Source organism: Caenispirillum bisanense, assembly GCF_900230255.1.
GTDB classification, from domain to species: Bacteria; Pseudomonadota; Alphaproteobacteria; order Rhodospirillales; family Rhodospirillaceae; genus Caenispirillum; species Caenispirillum bisanense_A.
In genome coordinates this window covers 92,148-107,492 of the sequence record NZ_OCNJ01000005.1, presented here as the reverse complement: position 1 = coordinate 107,492, position 15,345 = coordinate 92,148, and the positions used below count along the sequence as shown (strand labels likewise).

The following is a 15,345-nucleotide window of genomic DNA, read 5'->3' as shown; positions in this document are numbered from 1 at the left end:
ATGACCGAATTCCTGCTCGAAGTCTTCTCGGAAGAAATCCCCGCCCGCATGCAGGCCAAGGCCGCCGAGGACCTGAAGAGCCTGCTGCTCGCCGGCCTCGAGAAGCAGGGCCTGACGCCCGAGAACCCGCGCGCCTTCGTCACGCCCCGCCGCCTGGTGGTGGTGATGGAGGGCCTGCCGCTCAGCCAGCCGGACGTGAAGGAAGAGCGCAAGGGCCCCAAGGTGGACGCCCCCGCCGCCGCCGTCGACGGCTTCCTGCGCTCCACCGGCCTGACCCTGGAGCAGTGCGAACAGCGCGACACCCCCAAGGGCAAGGTGTGGTTCGCCGTCATCGAGAAGCCCGGCCGCGAGACGGTCGAGGTGCTGAAGGACGTGGTGGAACAGGCGCTCACCGACCTGCCGTGGCCCAAGTCCATGCGCTGGGGCACCAACCCCACCCGCTGGGTGCGGCCGCTGCACCGCATCGTGGCGCTGCTCAACGGCCGTGAGGTCGACGTGCAGTACGCCGGCGTGCAGGCCGGGGCGGAGACGGTGGGCCACCGCTTCCTGGCGCCCGAGCCCTTCACCGTCGGCGACTTCGACGGCTACCGCGAGAAGCTGCGCGCCGCCTACGTCATGCTCGACCCGGCGGAGCGGGCGCGCGTCATCCTGACGGAAGCGCAGCGCCTGTGCGAGGCCGAGGGCCTGACGCTCAAGGACGACGAGGGCCTGCTGCGCGAGGTCACCGGCCTCGTGGAATGGCCGGTCGTGCTCATGGGCCGCATCGACGATACCTTCATGGACGTGCCGGCGGAGGTGCTGACGACCTCCATGCGCAGCCACCAGAAGTACTTCTCGGTGCTGAACCCCGACGGCAGCCTGGCGCCGCGCTTCGTGGTGGTGGCCAACATGATCGCCGAGGACGGCGGCCAGGCCATCGTGGCGGGCAACGAGCGCGTGCTGCGCGCCCGCCTGTCCGACGCCAAGTTCTTCTGGGACCAGGACCGCAAGGCGAAGCTCGAAAGCCGCGTCGACCGCCTGAAGGACCGCGTGTTCCACGCCCAGCTCGGCACCGACTGGGACAAGGTGAGCCGCATCCGCCGCCTCGCCGGCGAGATCGCCGCCCACATGGGGGCCGACGCCGCCCAGGTGGACCGCGCCGCCGAACTGGCCAAGGCCGACCTGTCCACCGGCATGGTGGGCGAGTTCCCCGAGCTGCAGGGCATCATGGGCCGCTACTACGCGCTCGGCGACGGCGAGCCGCAGGCGGTGGCCGACGCGGTGGCGGAGCACTACTCCCCCCTCGGCCCCAACGACCGCTGCCCGACGGCGCCGGTGTCGGTGGCGGTGGCGCTGGCCGACAAGATCGACACGCTGGCTGGGTTCTGGGCGATTGAACAGAAGCCGACCGGCTCCAAGGACCCGTTCGCGCTGAGGCGGGCCGCTCTGGGAGTTATTCGCCTCATCTGCGAGAATAACGTCAGAATTTCTTTACGTACAATTTTTAGATCGGCCCTGATTCACCATGTCCGCAGTGTGTATGATGAGATGACGCGCTGCGAAAAGGATACAGGACTCTCAGCTTCAGGTGGGGCGTCCTACGGGGGAATGCTTCTGGAAGCTGCTGTCACGAAATTCTTCCTCAAGGGAACTGAGGCAGAGACCTTGTGGCTCAAAGCTGAGAGTACAGACATGTTTAGTGATGAGTACGAGAGAATGAGCAACCTCGCGGAGCGTGCGCTTGAGCCATACTTCGTGAACTTCGAGCTTCTGGCTTCAGACGCAAACGATAGAGCCAGCGTCGGAAAGAATTTTTTTGCTCGTCAGCTTGTTGCGTTTTCTGACGACCTCCTCGATTTCTTCGCCGACCGCCTGAAGGTCCACCTGCGCGAGGCCGGCGTGCGCCACGATCTGGTGACGGCCGTCTTCGCGCTCGGCGGCGAGGACGATCTGGTCCGCCTGCTGGCGCGTGTGGATGCCCTGTCGGCCTTCGTCGGTTCGGAGGACGGCGCCAACCTGCTGGTCGCCTTCCGGCGTGCCGCCAACATTCTGCGCATCGAAGAGAAGAAGGACGGCGTTGCCTACCGCGGCGCGGTCGACGCCGGTGCCCTGGTCCTGCCGCAGGAACAGGCGCTGGCGGCGGCGCTCGACGCGGCGGAGCCGGCGGCCCGCAGTGCGCTTTCGGCGGAGGATTTCGCCGGGGCCATGGCGGCGCTGGCGGGCTTGCGCGCGCCCGTCGATGCGTTCTTCGACGACGTCACCGTCAACGCCGAGGATGCGGCGTTGCGCAGGAACCGTCTGCACCTGCTCGGCCGCATCGTCGCGGTGATGGGCGAGGTTGCCGACTTCAGCAAGATCGAAGGGTAGGAAGAACCGACCATGACTCAGTGGGTGTACACCTTCGGGGACGGCAAGGCCGAGGGCCGGGCCGACATGAAGAACCTGCTCGGCGGCAAGGGCGCCAACCTGGCGGAAATGTCGTCGCTCGGCGTGCCGGTGCCGGCCGGCTTCACCATCACCACCGAGGTGTGCACCTACTACTACGCCAACGGCGAGACCTATCCCGCCGACCTGAAGGACCAGGTGGCCGCCGGCGTGGCGCAGCTGGAGAAGATCATGGGCGCCGGCTTCGGCGACCGGAAGAACCCGCTGCTGGTCTCGGTGCGCTCCGGCGCGCGGGCGTCCATGCCGGGCATGATGGACACGGTGCTGAACCTCGGCCTCAACGACGAGACGGTGCAGGGCCTGATCGAGCAGTCGGGCGACCCGCGCTTCGCCTACGACAGCTACCGCCGCTTCATCCAGATGTACGGCGACGTGGTGTTGGGCGTGGAACACCACCACTTCGAGGAACTGCTGCAGGACCTCAAGGACGACCGCGGCGTCGACCTCGATACGCACCTCAACGCCGACGACTGGAAGGAACTGGTCGGGCGCTTCAAGGCGAAGGTGCACGAGGAACTGGGCCGGCCCTTCCCGGAAGACCCGCAGGAACAGCTGTGGGGCGCCATCGGCGCGGTGTTCGGCAGCTGGATGAACCAGCGCGCCATCACCTACCGCCGCCTGCACGACATCCCGGCCGAATGGGGCACGGCGGTGAACGTTCAGGCCATGGTGTTCGGCAACATGGGTGACGACTGCGCCACCGGCGTCTGCTTCACCCGCGACCCCTCCACCGGCGAGAACGTGTTCTACGGCGAGTACCTGGTGAATGCCCAGGGCGAGGACGTGGTGGCCGGCATCCGCACGCCGCAGCACCTGACCATCCACGGCAAGCAGATCCACGGCTCCGACCTGCCGGCCATGGAAGAGGTGATGCCGGCCCTGTTCAAGGACCTGTGTGACGTGCGCGACCGCCTGGAAGCGCACTACAAGGACATGCAGGACATGGAGTTCACCATCCAGCGCGGCAAGCTGTGGATGCTCCAGACCCGCACCGGCAAGCGCACTTCCAAGGCCTCGCTGAAGATCGCCGTCGACATGGCGCGCGAGGGCCTGATCTCCGAGGCCGAGGCCGTCGACCGCATCGACCCGGCGCAGCTCGACCAGCTGCTGCACCCCATGCTCGACCCCGATGCCGAGAAGGACGTGCTGGCCAAGGGCCTGCCGGCCTCGCCGGGCGCCGCCGCGGGCCGTGTCGTGTTCTCGGCCGACGATGCCGAGGAGTGGGTGAAGCGCGGCGAGAAGGTGATCCTGGTCCGCATCGAGACCTCGCCGGAAGACATCGGCGGCATGCACTGCTCGGAAGGCATCCTCACCACCCGCGGCGGCATGACCAGCCACGCCGCCGTGGTGGCGCGCGGCATGGGCCGCCCCTGCGTGGCGGGCGCCGGCGAAATCCGCGTCGACTACAAGGCGAAGACCTTCGTCGCCCGCGGCCGCACCATCAAGGAAGGCGACACCGTCACCCTCGACGGCTCGACCGGCGAAGTCATGGCGGGTGCGGTGCCCACCATCCAGCCGGAACTGACCGGCGACTTCGGCATTCTCATGGGCTGGGTGGACGGCATCCGCCGCCTGCGCGTGCGCGCCAACGCCGAAACCCCGCTCGACGCCCAGACGGCCCGCAAGTTCGGCGCCGAGGGCATCGGTCTGTGCCGCACCGAGCACATGTTCTTCGATCCGGCGCGCATCATCCACATGCGCCAGATGATCCTGGCCGACGACGAGGCCGGCCGCCGCAAGGCGCTCGACACCCTGCTGCCCTACCAGCGGCAGGACTTCGTCGACCTGTTCTCCATCATGCAGGGCCTGCCGGTGACCGTGCGCCTGCTCGATCCGCCGCTGCACGAGTTCCTGCCGTCGTCGGACGAGGAAATCGCCGACGTCGCCAAGGCGGCGGACGTGGACGAGGGCACCATCCGCGCCGCCATCGTCCGCCTGCACGAAAGCAACCCCATGCTCGGTTGGCGCGGCTGCCGCCTCGGCGTGTCGTTCCCCGAGATCTACGAGATGCAGGCCCGCGCCATCTTCGAGGCGGCCGTCGAGGTCGCGCAGAAGAGCGGCGAGACGGTGGTGCCCGAGGTGATGATCCCGCTGGTCGGCACCAAGAAGGAGCTGGACCTCATGAAGGCCGTCGTCGACAAGGCGGCGGAAGAGGTCTTCGCGGCCAAGGGCAAGCGCCTCGACTACGTGGTCGGCACCATGATCGAGCTGCCGCGCGCCGCCCTGCGCGCCGGCGACATCGCCGAAACCGCCCACTTCTTCAGCTTCGGCACCAACGACCTGACGCAGACCACGCTCGGCATGTCGCGCGACGACGCCGGCCCGTTCCTGCACTACTACCGCGAGAAGGGCATCTACGAGAAGGACCCGTTCGCCAGCCTGGACCAGGACGGCGTCGGCGAACTGGTGGAGATCGCCGCGGCGCGTGGTCGCAAGACGCGGCCCGACATCAAGCTCGGCATCTGCGGCGAACACGGCGGCGACCCGTCGTCCATCGCCTTCTGCGAGGCGCTGAAGCTGGATTACGTGTCGTGCTCGCCCTACCGCGTGCCGGTCGCCCGCCTGGCGGCGGCGCAGGCGGTGCTGGGCAAGCATCGCGATACGACGGCGTGAGGTCTTAACCACCAAGGCACAAAGACACCAAGAGGGCGGGGTTCGGCTGTAGGCGTCGAACTCCGTCCCGCTCTGCGCGGCAGACCGTGAATGCCTTCGGCGATGACTTGGCGATGCGCCAGCGCAGAGAGCCGGTGCCGAGGCAGGCTCCGCCGCCTTGGTGTCTTGGTGTCTTTGTGGTTCCCCAAAACCGGCAGAACGGCGGGAACAGCACACGATGGACCTGAAGACGCTCGAAGACGGTGGCAAGGCCGCGCTCGCCCGCGCGCTCGCCCAGATCGAGGCGCGGCCCGATGCGCCGGAGACGGTGGCCCTGCTGTCGGAGGCCTATCGGCGGCCGCGGGCGCACGTCATCGGCATCACCGGGCCGCCGGGCGTCGGCAAGTCCACCCTCATGAATGCCCTCATCGGCGGCTGGCGGGCGCGCGGGCGCACCGTCGGCGTCATCGCCGTCGACCCGTCGTCGCGCAAGTCCAAGGGCGCGCTGCTCGGCGACCGCACCCGCCTGCAGACCGACCCGGAAGACCAGGGCGTCTACGTCCGCTCCATGGCCGCCCGCGACCGGCTGGGCGGGCTGGCGGGCCTCACGGTCGCCGCCATGGTGGTCATGCGGGCGCTCTACGACGTGGTGCTGATCGAGACGGTGGGCGTCGGCCAGTCGGAGACCGACGTGGTGCGCGTCGCCGATACGGTGGTGTTCTGCGTCCAACCCGGATCGGGCGACAGCCTGCAGTTCATGAAGGCCGGCATCGCCGAGATCCCGCATCTCGTGCTGGTCACCAAGGCCGACATGGGCGCCGCCGCCGAACGTGCCCGCGCCGACGTCCACGGCGCCCTGTCGCTGGCGGAAGCCGACATGGAGGGCTGGGACGTGCCCGTCCTCATGGTCTCCAGCATGCAGAAGCAGGGCGTCGACGCGGTGGTCGCCGCCATGGACCGCCACCTCGCCCACCTGCGCGACCGCCACGCCCTGGCCGCCGCCCGCGCCGCCCAGGGGGCCGAATGGCTGGAGGAATTCGTCCGCGAACGCTTCGGGCGGGAAGGACTGAAGAAGGTCGCGCCGCTGACCCTGCCGGCGAACGAGACACCCTTCGACGCGCTTGCGGCTTTGGTCGAGCGCCTGGCTTAAAAGCGCTACTCGCCGGGGCGGATGAGCACCGGCAGGGCCGTCTGCGGGTCCAGCCGCTCGCCGAACCAGCTGATGCCGAAGTGCAGGTGCGGGCCGGTCGCGCGGCCGGTGGCGCCGACGGCGCCGATGGTCTGGCCGGTGGCGACGCGCGCCCCGGTGCCGACGTCGATGCGGCTCAGGTGGGCATAGACCGACTGCACGCCGTGGCCGTGGTCGATCATCACCGTCTTGCCCGTGTAGAACAGGTCGTCCTCGGCCAGCGACACCACGCCCGGGCCGACGGCGCCGACTGCCGTGCCCTCGGGCGCCGCCCAGTCGGTGCCGGAATGGGGGCTGCGCGGCTGGCCGTTGAGGATGCGCTGGCTGCCGAACACGCCGGACACGCGGGTCTCGGCCGGCACCGGCAGGGCGAAGCCGGCGAAGACGTCGGGGTCCGGCCGGTCGGTCTCGCGCACGGCGGCGACGCGGGCGTTCTCGGCGCGGATGCGTTCCAGCAGCTTGGGGTCGGGCGTCACCTGCTTGTCGGGCAGGCCGTCGATGCGCTGGATGTCCCACTGGCGCGGCGCGATGGTCAGGCGCGTTTCCGCCTGATCGCCGCCGGGGCCGATCTCCACCAGCGTCGCCTCGCCCGCGGCGTCGCGGTTGAAGCCGATGACGAAGCGCCCTTGCTCGTCCACCCGCACCGGCCGCCCGTCGAGGGTGACCGTCGCCCCCGGCTGGGTGCGGCCGAGCACCAGGGCGCCCTGCTGCACCGCCCCGGTCAACTCGGCGGCGCAGGCGGGCAGGGCGGAGGCGGCGAGGGCGGCGAATGCCAGGACCAGAGTGCGCAGGCGCATCAGAACAGGCTCCCCTGACGGCCGTGGAAGGTGGGGGCGGCGGCGACGCCGCGCTGGCTCTTGCGGGACTTGAGCGGGGCGTCCTCCGCTTCCCCCGGCGAATCCGGCGGCGCGGGCGGGGCAGGCGGTGGCGGTGCGGCCCCTTCGCCGACGGTGACGGCGACCCGCTGCTCGTCGCGGAACTCGACGGTCCACGCCGTGCCGGCGGCGGTGCCGGCGGGGTCGGAGACCACCTTGCCGGCGGCGTCGCGCACCAGGGCGAAGCCGCGGTTGAGCACGCTCTTGTGCGAGCAGCTTTCCAGCATGCGGTCTTCGCGCCCCAGGCGGTCGCCCACCTGCGCCAGCAGGCGGTCCATGTCGTCGCGCAGCAGCTTGCCGAGGCGCGCCACGTCCTTGCCCGCCCGGTCCATGTCGGTGCGCAAGGGTTCCGGGCGCAGGCGGGCGCCGGCGTGGGTGAGGGCCTGGCGGCGGTCGAGCAGGCGCTGCTCCATGCCGCGGTCGATGGAGCGGCCGCAGGCGTCCAGCTGCTGGGCGCGCATGGCGATCAGCTCGCTCGGCTTGCGCAGGCGGCCGCCGGCCTCGCGCACCCGGCCGTCGAGCCCGTCGAGGCAGCGGGGCAGGGCGGCGGTCAGGCGCTCCGCCCGGTCGTCGAGGCGCTGGGCGAAATCCTCCACCACCCGCGGCAGGTCGGGCAGGCCGCGCACGGCGCCGTCGAGGCGCAGGCGGCGCTCCTCCAGCAGGCGGCCGGCGGCGCCGTCGAGGCGGCCGGCGCAGTCGCGCACCTGGGCGAGCAGGTCCATGCGCACCGGCACCGCCTTTTCCGCCGCCCCCGTCGGGGTGGGCGCGCGCAGGTCGGCGGCGTGGTCGATGAGGGTGGTGTCGGTCTCGTGGCCCACGGCCGAGATGAGGGGGATGGTGCTGGCGGCGGCGGCCCGCACCACGATCTCCTCGTTGAAGGCCATGAGGTCTTCCAGGCTGCCGCCGCCGCGCGCGACGATGAGCACGTCGGGCCGCGGGATCGGTCCGGAGCCGTCCGCCGGCATGGCGTTGAAGCCGTAGATGGCGTTGGCCACCTGCTCGGCCGCCGCCTCGCCCTGCACGGCCACCGGCCACAGCAGCACATGGCGCGGGAAGCGGTCGGAGATGCGGTGCAGGATGTCGCGGATGACGGCGCCGGTGGGCGAGGTGACGACGCCGACGATGCGCGGCAGGAAGGGGATGGGCTTCTTGCGCGCCGGGTCGAACAGGCCTTCCGCCTGCAGGCGGCGGCGGCGGTCCTCCAGCATCTTCAGCAGGGCGCCTTCGCCGGCCAGTTCCAGCGACTCGATGACGATCTGGTAGGACGAGCGCCCGGGGTAGGTGGTCAGCCGCCCGGTGGCGATGACCTCCAGCCCTTCCTCGGGGCGCAGCGACAGCTTCATCATGCTGCCGCGCCAGATGATGCCGTCGATGACCGCCTGGTCGTCCTTCAGGCGCAGGTAGCAGTGGCCCGAGCCGGCGACCTTCGGCTGGCTGATCTCGCCGCGCACGCGCACCAGCGGGAAGCTGTCCTCCACCGTGCGCTTGAGCGCGTTGGACAGCTCGGAGACGCTCATCTCCGGCACGTTGCGGGCGCCGGCGCGCGGCGGCGGGGAATAGGGGGTCGTCATGGCCCGAACTTATGCTAAAACGCCGGCCCAGTGAACGATCTATCGGGCGAGGAGGTCGACGGCGATGAAGGTCCTGGTGGTGGGCTCGGGCGGGCGCGAACACGCGCTGTGCTGGAAGATCGCGCAGTCGCCGCTGCTGACGAAGCTGTGGTGCGCGCCGGGCAACGCCGGCATCGGTGCCGTCGCGGAATGCCTGCAGGGCCTCAAGGCCGAGGATGTGCCGGCGGTGGTCGCCTGGGCCAAGGCCAATGCCGTCGACCTGGTGGTGGTCGGGCCGGAAGCGCCGTTGGTCGCCGGCCTCGCCGACCGCCTGCGCGAGGCCGGCATCAGCACCTTCGGACCGAGCGCCGAGGCCGCCGAGCTGGAAGGCTCCAAGGGCTTCATGAAGGACGTGCTGGCCCGCCACGGCGTGCCGACGGCGTGGTACGGCCGCTTCACCGACCTGGACGAGGCCAAGCGCTTCGTGCGCGAGAAGGGCGCCCCCATCGTGGTGAAGACCGACGGGCTGGCGGCTGGCAAGGGCGTCATCCTGTGCCAGACGGTGTCCGAGGCGGAAGCGGCGCTCGACCAGATGATGGGCGACAAGGTGTTCGGCGCCGCCGGCGACGAGGTGGTGATCGAGGAATTCCTCGACGGCGAGGAGGCGAGCTTCTTTGCCCTGGTCTCCGGCACCGACGTGCTGCCGCTGGCCGCCGCCCAGGACCACAAGGCGGTGGGCGACGGCGACACCGGCCCCAACACCGGCGGCATGGGCGCCTACTCGCCGGCTCCGGTGGTGACGCCCGAGCTGCAGGACCGCGTGATGCGCGAGTGCATCGTGCCGACGGTGGAGGGCATGGCGAAGGACGGCCGGCCCTACACCGGCATCCTGTTCGCCGGCCTGATGATCGCCAAGGACGGCACGGTCAAGGTGCTGGAATACAACGTCCGCTTCGGCGACCCGGAATGCCAGGTGCTGATGATGCGCCTGGACTGCGACCTGCTGCCGGTGCTGAAGGCCGCCGCCGACGGCCGCCTGTCGGAGGTGTCGCTCTCCTGGAAGGACGAGGCGGCGCTGGTGGTCATCATGGCCGCCGAGGGCTACCCCGGCCCCTACCGCAAGGGCACCGAGATCCGCGGCCTCGACGCCGCCGGCGCGGTGCCGGGGGTGACGGTGTTCCACGCCGGCACGGCGCTGCAGGACGGCACGGTGGTGGCGACCGGCGGCCGCGTGCTGGGCGTGACGGCGCTCGGCACCGACGTCCGCGAGGCGCAGGCCCGTGCCTATCAGGCGGTCGACGCCCTCGACTGGCCGGAAGGCTTCTGCCGCCGCGACATCGGCTGGCGCGCCGTCGGGCGGTAAGGGCCGGCGGCTGCGGGGCGGCGGGCTGGGGTCGGCCGTCGGCGTCGCCAGACACCCGTCGCGGTCCCTTCCCCCTTGTCATGGCCGGCCTCCGAGCCGGCCATCCACGGCGTGCACGGCGGCGGCCGTGGGATACCGTCGTCACGGCCGCCGTCGGGGGAGCCGTGGATGCGCGGATCAAGTCCGCGCATGACATTGGGGGGAAGGGTGGCGGCCTGGCCCCCGTCGCCGCCGGGTCACATCCGTGGCTGGAGCGGGCGCAGGCACCCACACTCCCTCGTCATGGCCGGCCTCCGAGCCGGCCATCCACGGCGTGCACGGCGGCGGCCGTCGTAGCGCCGTCCTCCACGGCATCCGTCGGGGGAGCCGTGGATGCGCGGATCAAGTCCGCGCATGACATTGGGGGGAAGGGTGGCGGCCTGGCCCCCGTCGCCGCCGGGTCACATCCGTGGCTGGAGCGTGTGCAGTTTCTTTTGCCCCCTCGTCATGGCCGGCCTCCGAGCCGGCCATCCACGGCGTGCACGGCGGCCGCCGTGGATGCCGTCTCCACGGCCGCCGTCCGGGGAGCCGTGGATGCGCGGATCAAGTCCGCGCATGACACTAAGGGAAGGGGCGGCGGCCCGCTTCCGCGTCACCGCCGACCGCGCCGGTGCATGGTTGACACTGAGGGGCGCCGCCCTCGTCCCCCTACACCGCCTCCGGCAGCACGGCGAAGAAGTTGCGGACGACCGCCGTGTCGTCGTCGGCGCGGCGGGCCGCGATGAGGTCCATGAAGGCGCCATCGTCGTCGATGGGGCGGAACGCCACGCCGTCCGTGTTCAGCCGCCGCAAGGCCTCCGGCACGATGGAGACGCCCATGCCGACGGCCGCCAGCGTCACCACCGTCGACATCTGGTGCGCCTCCACCGCGATGCGCGGGGCGAAGCCGGCGGCGGCGCACAGCGTCATCACCTTGTCGAACAGGCCGGTGCCGATGGCGCGCGGGTGCAGGATGAAAGGTTCCGTCGCCAGGTCCGCCACCCGCACCGACGCGCCCGCCGCCAACGGGTGGGCGGCGGTCATCACCGCCAGCAGGGGCTCGCGCAGCAGCAGGCGCTGGGCGATGCCGACCATCTCCATGGGCTGGCCGGGGCGCAGGAAGCCGACGTCCAGCCGCCCGGCGGCCAGCGCCTCGAACTGCGCCGTGGTCGACATCTCGTTGAGCGACAGCTGCACGTCGGGCCAGCGCTCGCGGAAGCGGCGCACGCTCTGCGGCAGCAACGGGTTGAAGGGGGCAGAGCCGGTGAAGCCGATCTCCAGCCGCCCGACCTCGCCGCGGCCCGCCCTTCGGGCCACCACCAGCGCCTTCTCCGCCTGCGCCAGGGTGGCGCGCGCCTCGGGCAGCATCAGGCGGCCGGCGGCGGTCAGCTCCACCTTGCGGCGGTTGCGCACGAACAGCGCGGCGCCGATGCGCTCCTCCAGCGCCTGGATCTGCTGGCTGAGGGAGGGCTGCGACAGGTGCAGGCGCGCCGCCGCCCGACCGAAGTGCAGATCCTCGGCCACCGCCACGAAGTAGCGCAGATGCCGCAGCTCCATCGGTCATAGCTCCTACCTATCACAGCCTGCAGAAGAATATATTGGATCATATGACGGCGCCGCGCCACATAGAGAGCGAGGAGTATGACGCCGCCATGACACCCATCCGCCCCCGCATCGCCGTGTTCGCCGCCGGTGCCGTGTCGTTTCTGAACCTCTACGCCACGCAGTCGCTGCTGCCGGAGTTGTCGCGGGTGTTCGGCGCGTCGGAGGCGGCGGTGGCGCTGACGGTGTCCGCGGCCACCATCTCGGTGGCGCTGGTGGCTCCCTTCGCCGGCACCCTGGCCGACGCGGTGGGGCGCAAGCGCATGGTGGTGGCGGCGGTGCTGCTGCTGCTGGTGCCGACGCTGCTGGCGGCGCAGGCGGCCTCGCTGCACGAACTGATCGTCTGGCGCCTGCTGCAGGGCCTGTGCCTGCCGGCCATCTTCGCCGTCACCGTCGCCCACATCAGCGAGCAGTGGCCGGTGGACGAGCGCGCCGACGTCACCGCGCTCTACATGGCCGGGTCGGTGCTGGGCGGGTTCTCGGGTCGCTTCGTCTCGGCGATGATCGAGCCGGTGGCAGGCTGGCGCTTCGCCTTCGTGGCGCTGGCGCTCATCACCACCCTTTGCGCCGTGATCCTGGTACGCTGGCTGCCCAAGGACGCACCGCGCCCGACGGGGCGGCGCAGCGGCATCGGCGCGGTGCTCGACGCCTGGCGCGGCCACCTGACCAACGGACGCCTGCTGGCGGTCTGCGTGGTCGGGTTCCTCATGCTGTTCTTCCTGCAGGCGGTGTTCACCTGGGTGAACTTCCACCTGTCGCAGCCGCCGTACAACCTGTCGACCGCCCAGCTCGGGTTCATCTTCGCCGTCTATCTGGCGGGCGTGGTGGTGACGCCCATGACCGGCCGCCTGCTGCGCCGCTTCGGCACCCGCGGCACGGTGGCCCTGGCAGCGGGCGTCAGCTCCCTCGGCCTGCTGGCGACGCTGGCGCCGTCGCTGCCGGTGGTGGTGGCGGGGCTGGCGGCGGGCGGCGTCGGCGTCTTCGTGACCCAGGCCGTCGCCATGGGCCGCGTCGGGCAGGTGGTGCCGAGCGGCGGACGGTCGTCGGCGGTCGGTCTCTACGTGCTGTTCTACTACATGGGCGGCACCACCGGCCCCGTCGGCCCCGCGCCGGTGTGGCACGCCTTCGGCTGGCCGGGCGTGGTGGCCGTCGGCATCGCCGCCATGGCGACGGCCGGGCTCATCGCCGCGGTGGCATGGAGACCGGTGCCGGCCGTGCGCCCCGAGCCGACCGTCGCCGAGGCGCCGGCGGAATAGGATCGCAAAGGAAAACGCCCCCCGCACGGGCGCGTGCGGGGGGCGTTTGCACGTCCGGGCGGAAATCCCACCCGAGCGAAGGCTTAGTACATGTGCTGGCCGCCGTTGATGGACAGCGTCGAGCCGGTCATGAAGTCGGCGTCGTCGGCGACCAGGAACAGCACGCCGCGCGCGATGTCCGAGGCGCGGCCGAGGCGGCCCATGGGGATCTTGGCGATGATCTTTTCCAGCACGTGGTGCGGCACGGCGCGCACCATGTCGGTGTCCACGTAGCCCGGGGCGATGGCGTTGACGGTGATGCCCTTGGCCGCACCCTCCTGGGCCAGCGCCTTGGTGAAGCCGTGGATGCCCGACTTGGCGGCGGCGTAGTTCACCTGGCCGTACTGGCCGGCCTGGCCGTTGATGGAGCCGATGTTGACGATGCGGCCGAAACCGCGCTCGCGCATGCTGTCGATGACGCACTTGCAGGTGTTGTAGCACGAGGTGAGGTTGGTGTGGATCACCGCTTCCCACTGCTCGTAGCTCATCTTGTGCAGCGTGCCGTCGCGGGTGATGCCGGCGTTGTTGACCACCACCTCGACGGGGCCGAGGTCCTTGGTGATCTGCTCGATGCCGGCCTTCACGTCGTCGAAGCTGGCGACGTCGAACTTGTAGGCGGGAATGCCCGTCTCTTCGGTGAAGCGCTTCGCGGCTTCGTCGTTACCGCCGTAGTTGGCGGCCACCTTGTAGCCTGCGTCGCGCAGATGCTCGCTGATGGCGCGGCCGATGCCGCGGGTGCCGCCGGTGACCAGCGCAACACGTCCCTTGGACATTCAGTATCCCTCCGGATTGATAGCTTCGGTGAATCACGAACCCTGCGGGAACTGTTGTAGAAGAATCGAGCGCGGTAATAAAGCCCCAATTAGGTGGCAAAAAATGAAATTTTAGTGCGTAAGCCGTGACGAACGCCGATGGCGGCGGTGCCGCCGGGCGCCGTCGGGAGGGGAGGGACAAGGCTCTGCGGTAGCATCGCACCGGAAACGCCGCGCGATGCGCGTGCCGTGCCCCGCACCCAGGGTAACAAAATTAGTCCCGGTCCGGAACCGGTGCGTGGTCGGCACGTGGCCCTGTCGTCGCGGAAACCCGCGAAGGGCCCATCTTGTTCCACGAAAAATGCCACCCCATGGGGCGGGGCCGCGCCTACACCGAGTCGCAGGGCACGCGCGGCGCACGAAAAAACCGCCCCGGAGCGCGGCGGCTCCGGGGCGGTTTCCCGTTCGGCGTCGGAGGGTGAGGCGGTCGCCTCAGCGCTCCACGCACATGGCGATACCCATGCCGCCGCCGATGCACAGGGTGGCGAGCGCCTTCTTGGCGTCGCGCTTCTGCATCTCGTGCATCAGGGTGACGAACACGCGGGTGCCCGAGGCGCCGATGGGGTGGCCGATGGCGATGGCGCCGCCGTTGACGTTCACCTTCGACGTATCCCAGCCCATGTCCTTGTTCACGGCGATGGCCTGGGCGGCGAAGGCTTCGTTGGCTTCGATCAGGTCGAGGTCGTCGACGCTCCAGCCGGCCAGTTCCAGCGCCTTGCGCGACGACGGGATGGGGCCGGTGCCCATGATCGCCGGGTCGACGCCGACCGAGGCGAAGGACACGATGCGGGCCAGCGGCGTCAGGCCGCGCTTGGCGGCTTCGGCGGCGGTCATCAGCACCACGGCGGCGGCGCCGTCGTTGATGCCCGAGGCGTTGCCGGCGGTGACGGTGCCGTCCTTGCTGAAGGCCGGGCGCAGCTTGCCGAGCGCGTCGACGGTGACGCCGGCGCGGGGGAATTCGTCGGTGTCGAAGAGCTTCTCGTCCTTCTTCACCTTCACCGGCACGGGCACGATCTCGTCCTTGAAGCGGCCGGACGTGATGGCCGCTTCCGCCTTGTTCTGCGAGGCGGTGGCAAATTCGTCCTGCTCTTCGCGGGTGATCTGCCACTTGGTGGCGATGTTCTCGGCGGTGTTGCCCATGTGGTAGCCGTTGAAGGCGCACCACAGGCCGTCCTTGATCATGGTGTCGACCAGCTCGGTCGGGCCCATCTTCACGCCGTTGCGCAGGTACGAGCAGTGCGGCGACAGGCTCATGTTCTCCATGCCGCCGGCGACCACGATGTCGGACAGGCCGGCCTTGATGTTGGCGAAGCCGGCGGCGATGGTGCGCAGGCCCGAACCGCAGACCTGGTTCATGATGTAGGCCGGGGTGTGCTGGTCGATGCCGGCGCCGAGGGCGGCCTGGCGGGCCGGGTTCTGGCCCTGGCCGGCGCTCAGCACCTGGCCCATGATGACCTCGGAAATTTCCTTGGCGTCCACCTGAGCGCGCGACATGGCTTCCTTGATGGCGATTTCGCCCAGCTTGGCGGCCGGGGTGGCGGCCAGGCTGCCGGCGAAGCTGCCGAGGGGGGTACGCACCGCACTGACGACGACGATATCGGTCATGACGAGTTCTCCCTGGTTTC

10 protein-coding genes are annotated in these 15,345 nt (G+C 70.4%); 5 read left to right on the top strand and 5 right to left on the bottom strand.

Annotated features, from left to right (window positions below; all coding sequences use genetic code 11):
• The 3 genes from glyS to CRP50_RS12370 all read left to right on the top strand — a co-directional run bounded on the left by glyS (nt 1) and on the right by CRP50_RS12370 (nt 6,166).
• The gene (gene glyS, locus CRP50_RS12380; RefSeq protein WP_097279482.1) at nt 1-2,346 is read left to right on the top strand and encodes a glycine--tRNA ligase subunit beta; all 2,346 of its coding nucleotides are present in this window, start codon (nt 1-3) and stop codon (nt 2,344-2,346) included.
• 12 nt (nt 2,347-2,358) lie between these two features.
• Nucleotides 2,359-5,037: a pyruvate, phosphate dikinase gene (gene ppdK, locus CRP50_RS12375; RefSeq protein WP_097279481.1), complete on the top strand. Its 2,679-nt coding sequence runs from the start codon at nt 2,359-2,361 to the stop codon at nt 5,035-5,037.
• Nucleotides 5,038-5,254: 217 nt separating this feature from the next.
• Entirely contained in the window at nt 5,255-6,166 is a 912-nt protein-coding gene (locus CRP50_RS12370) for an ArgK/MeaB family GTPase (RefSeq protein ID WP_097279480.1), read from the top strand.
• 5 nt (nt 6,167-6,171) lie between these two features.
• Here the strand turns inward: CRP50_RS12370 and CRP50_RS12365 are convergent, their stop codons facing one another.
• Complete coding sequence (locus CRP50_RS12365) at nt 6,172-7,002, bottom strand: M23 family metallopeptidase (RefSeq protein ID WP_097279479.1); 831 nt, start codon at nt 7,000-7,002, stop codon at nt 6,172-6,174.
• Nucleotides 7,002-8,651, bottom strand: coding sequence for an exodeoxyribonuclease VII large subunit (gene xseA, locus CRP50_RS12360; RefSeq protein ID WP_097279478.1), 1,650 nt, complete (start codon nt 8,649-8,651; stop codon nt 7,002-7,004). Before xseA ends, CRP50_RS12365 begins: the two co-directional genes overlap by 1 nt.
• Nucleotides 8,652-8,715: 64 nt before the next feature.
• On the opposite strand from xseA, the gene purD reads away from it, so the two are divergent.
• Nucleotides 8,716-9,993, top strand: a complete 1,278-nt coding sequence (purD, locus tag CRP50_RS12355; RefSeq protein ID WP_097279477.1) for a phosphoribosylamine--glycine ligase — start codon at nt 8,716-8,718, stop codon at nt 9,991-9,993.
• 687 nt (nt 9,994-10,680) lie between these two features.
• Here purD and CRP50_RS12350 read toward each other — a convergent pair.
• On the bottom strand, nt 10,681-11,568 hold the full coding sequence (locus CRP50_RS12350) for a LysR substrate-binding domain-containing protein (RefSeq protein WP_097279476.1): 888 nt from the start codon (nt 11,566-11,568) through the stop codon (nt 10,681-10,683).
• A 95-nt stretch (nt 11,569-11,663) separates the two neighbouring features.
• Between CRP50_RS12350 and CRP50_RS12345 the strand changes: the two genes are divergently transcribed.
• A complete protein-coding gene (locus CRP50_RS12345; protein WP_176525145.1) occupies nt 11,664-12,869 on the top strand; it encodes an MFS transporter in 1,206 nt (401 codons plus the stop codon).
• 83 nt (nt 12,870-12,952) lie between these two features.
• Here the strand turns inward: CRP50_RS12345 and phbB are convergent, their stop codons facing one another.
• Nucleotides 12,953-13,681 (bottom strand): acetoacetyl-CoA reductase, encoded by a 729-nt coding sequence (phbB, locus tag CRP50_RS12340; protein ID WP_097279474.1) that lies wholly within the window; start codon nt 13,679-13,681, stop codon nt 12,953-12,955.
• A 471-nt stretch (nt 13,682-14,152) separates the two neighbouring features.
• The gene (locus tag CRP50_RS12335; RefSeq protein WP_097279473.1) at nt 14,153-15,325 is read right to left on the bottom strand and encodes an acetyl-CoA C-acetyltransferase; all 1,173 of its coding nucleotides are present in this window, start codon (nt 15,323-15,325) and stop codon (nt 14,153-14,155) included.
• Between the last annotated feature and the right edge of the window lie 20 nt (nt 15,326-15,345).

Coding starts and splice junctions, on each gene's coding strand:
- glyS (WP_097279482.1), top strand. CDS start 1: ATGACCGAATTCCTGCTCGAAGTCTTCTCGGAAGAAATCCCCGCCCGC.
- ppdK (WP_097279481.1), top strand. CDS start 2,359: ATGACTCAGTGGGTGTACACCTTCGGGGACGGCAAGGCCGAGGGCCGG.
- CRP50_RS12370 (WP_097279480.1), top strand. CDS start 5,255: ATGGACCTGAAGACGCTCGAAGACGGTGGCAAGGCCGCGCTCGCCCGC.
- CRP50_RS12365 (WP_097279479.1), bottom strand. CDS start 7,002: ATGCGCCTGCGCACTCTGGTCCTGGCATTCGCCGCCCTCGCCGCCTCC.
- xseA (WP_097279478.1), bottom strand. CDS start 8,651: ATGACGACCCCCTATTCCCCGCCGCCGCGCGCCGGCGCCCGCAACGTG.
- purD (WP_097279477.1), top strand. CDS start 8,716: ATGAAGGTCCTGGTGGTGGGCTCGGGCGGGCGCGAACACGCGCTGTGC.
- CRP50_RS12350 (WP_097279476.1), bottom strand. CDS start 11,568: ATGGAGCTGCGGCATCTGCGCTACTTCGTGGCGGTGGCCGAGGATCTG.
- CRP50_RS12345 (WP_176525145.1), top strand. CDS start 11,664: ATGACACCCATCCGCCCCCGCATCGCCGTGTTCGCCGCCGGTGCCGTG.
- phbB (WP_097279474.1), bottom strand. CDS start 13,681: ATGTCCAAGGGACGTGTTGCGCTGGTCACCGGCGGCACCCGCGGCATC.
- CRP50_RS12335 (WP_097279473.1), bottom strand. CDS start 15,325: ATGACCGATATCGTCGTCGTCAGTGCGGTGCGTACCCCCCTCGGCAGC.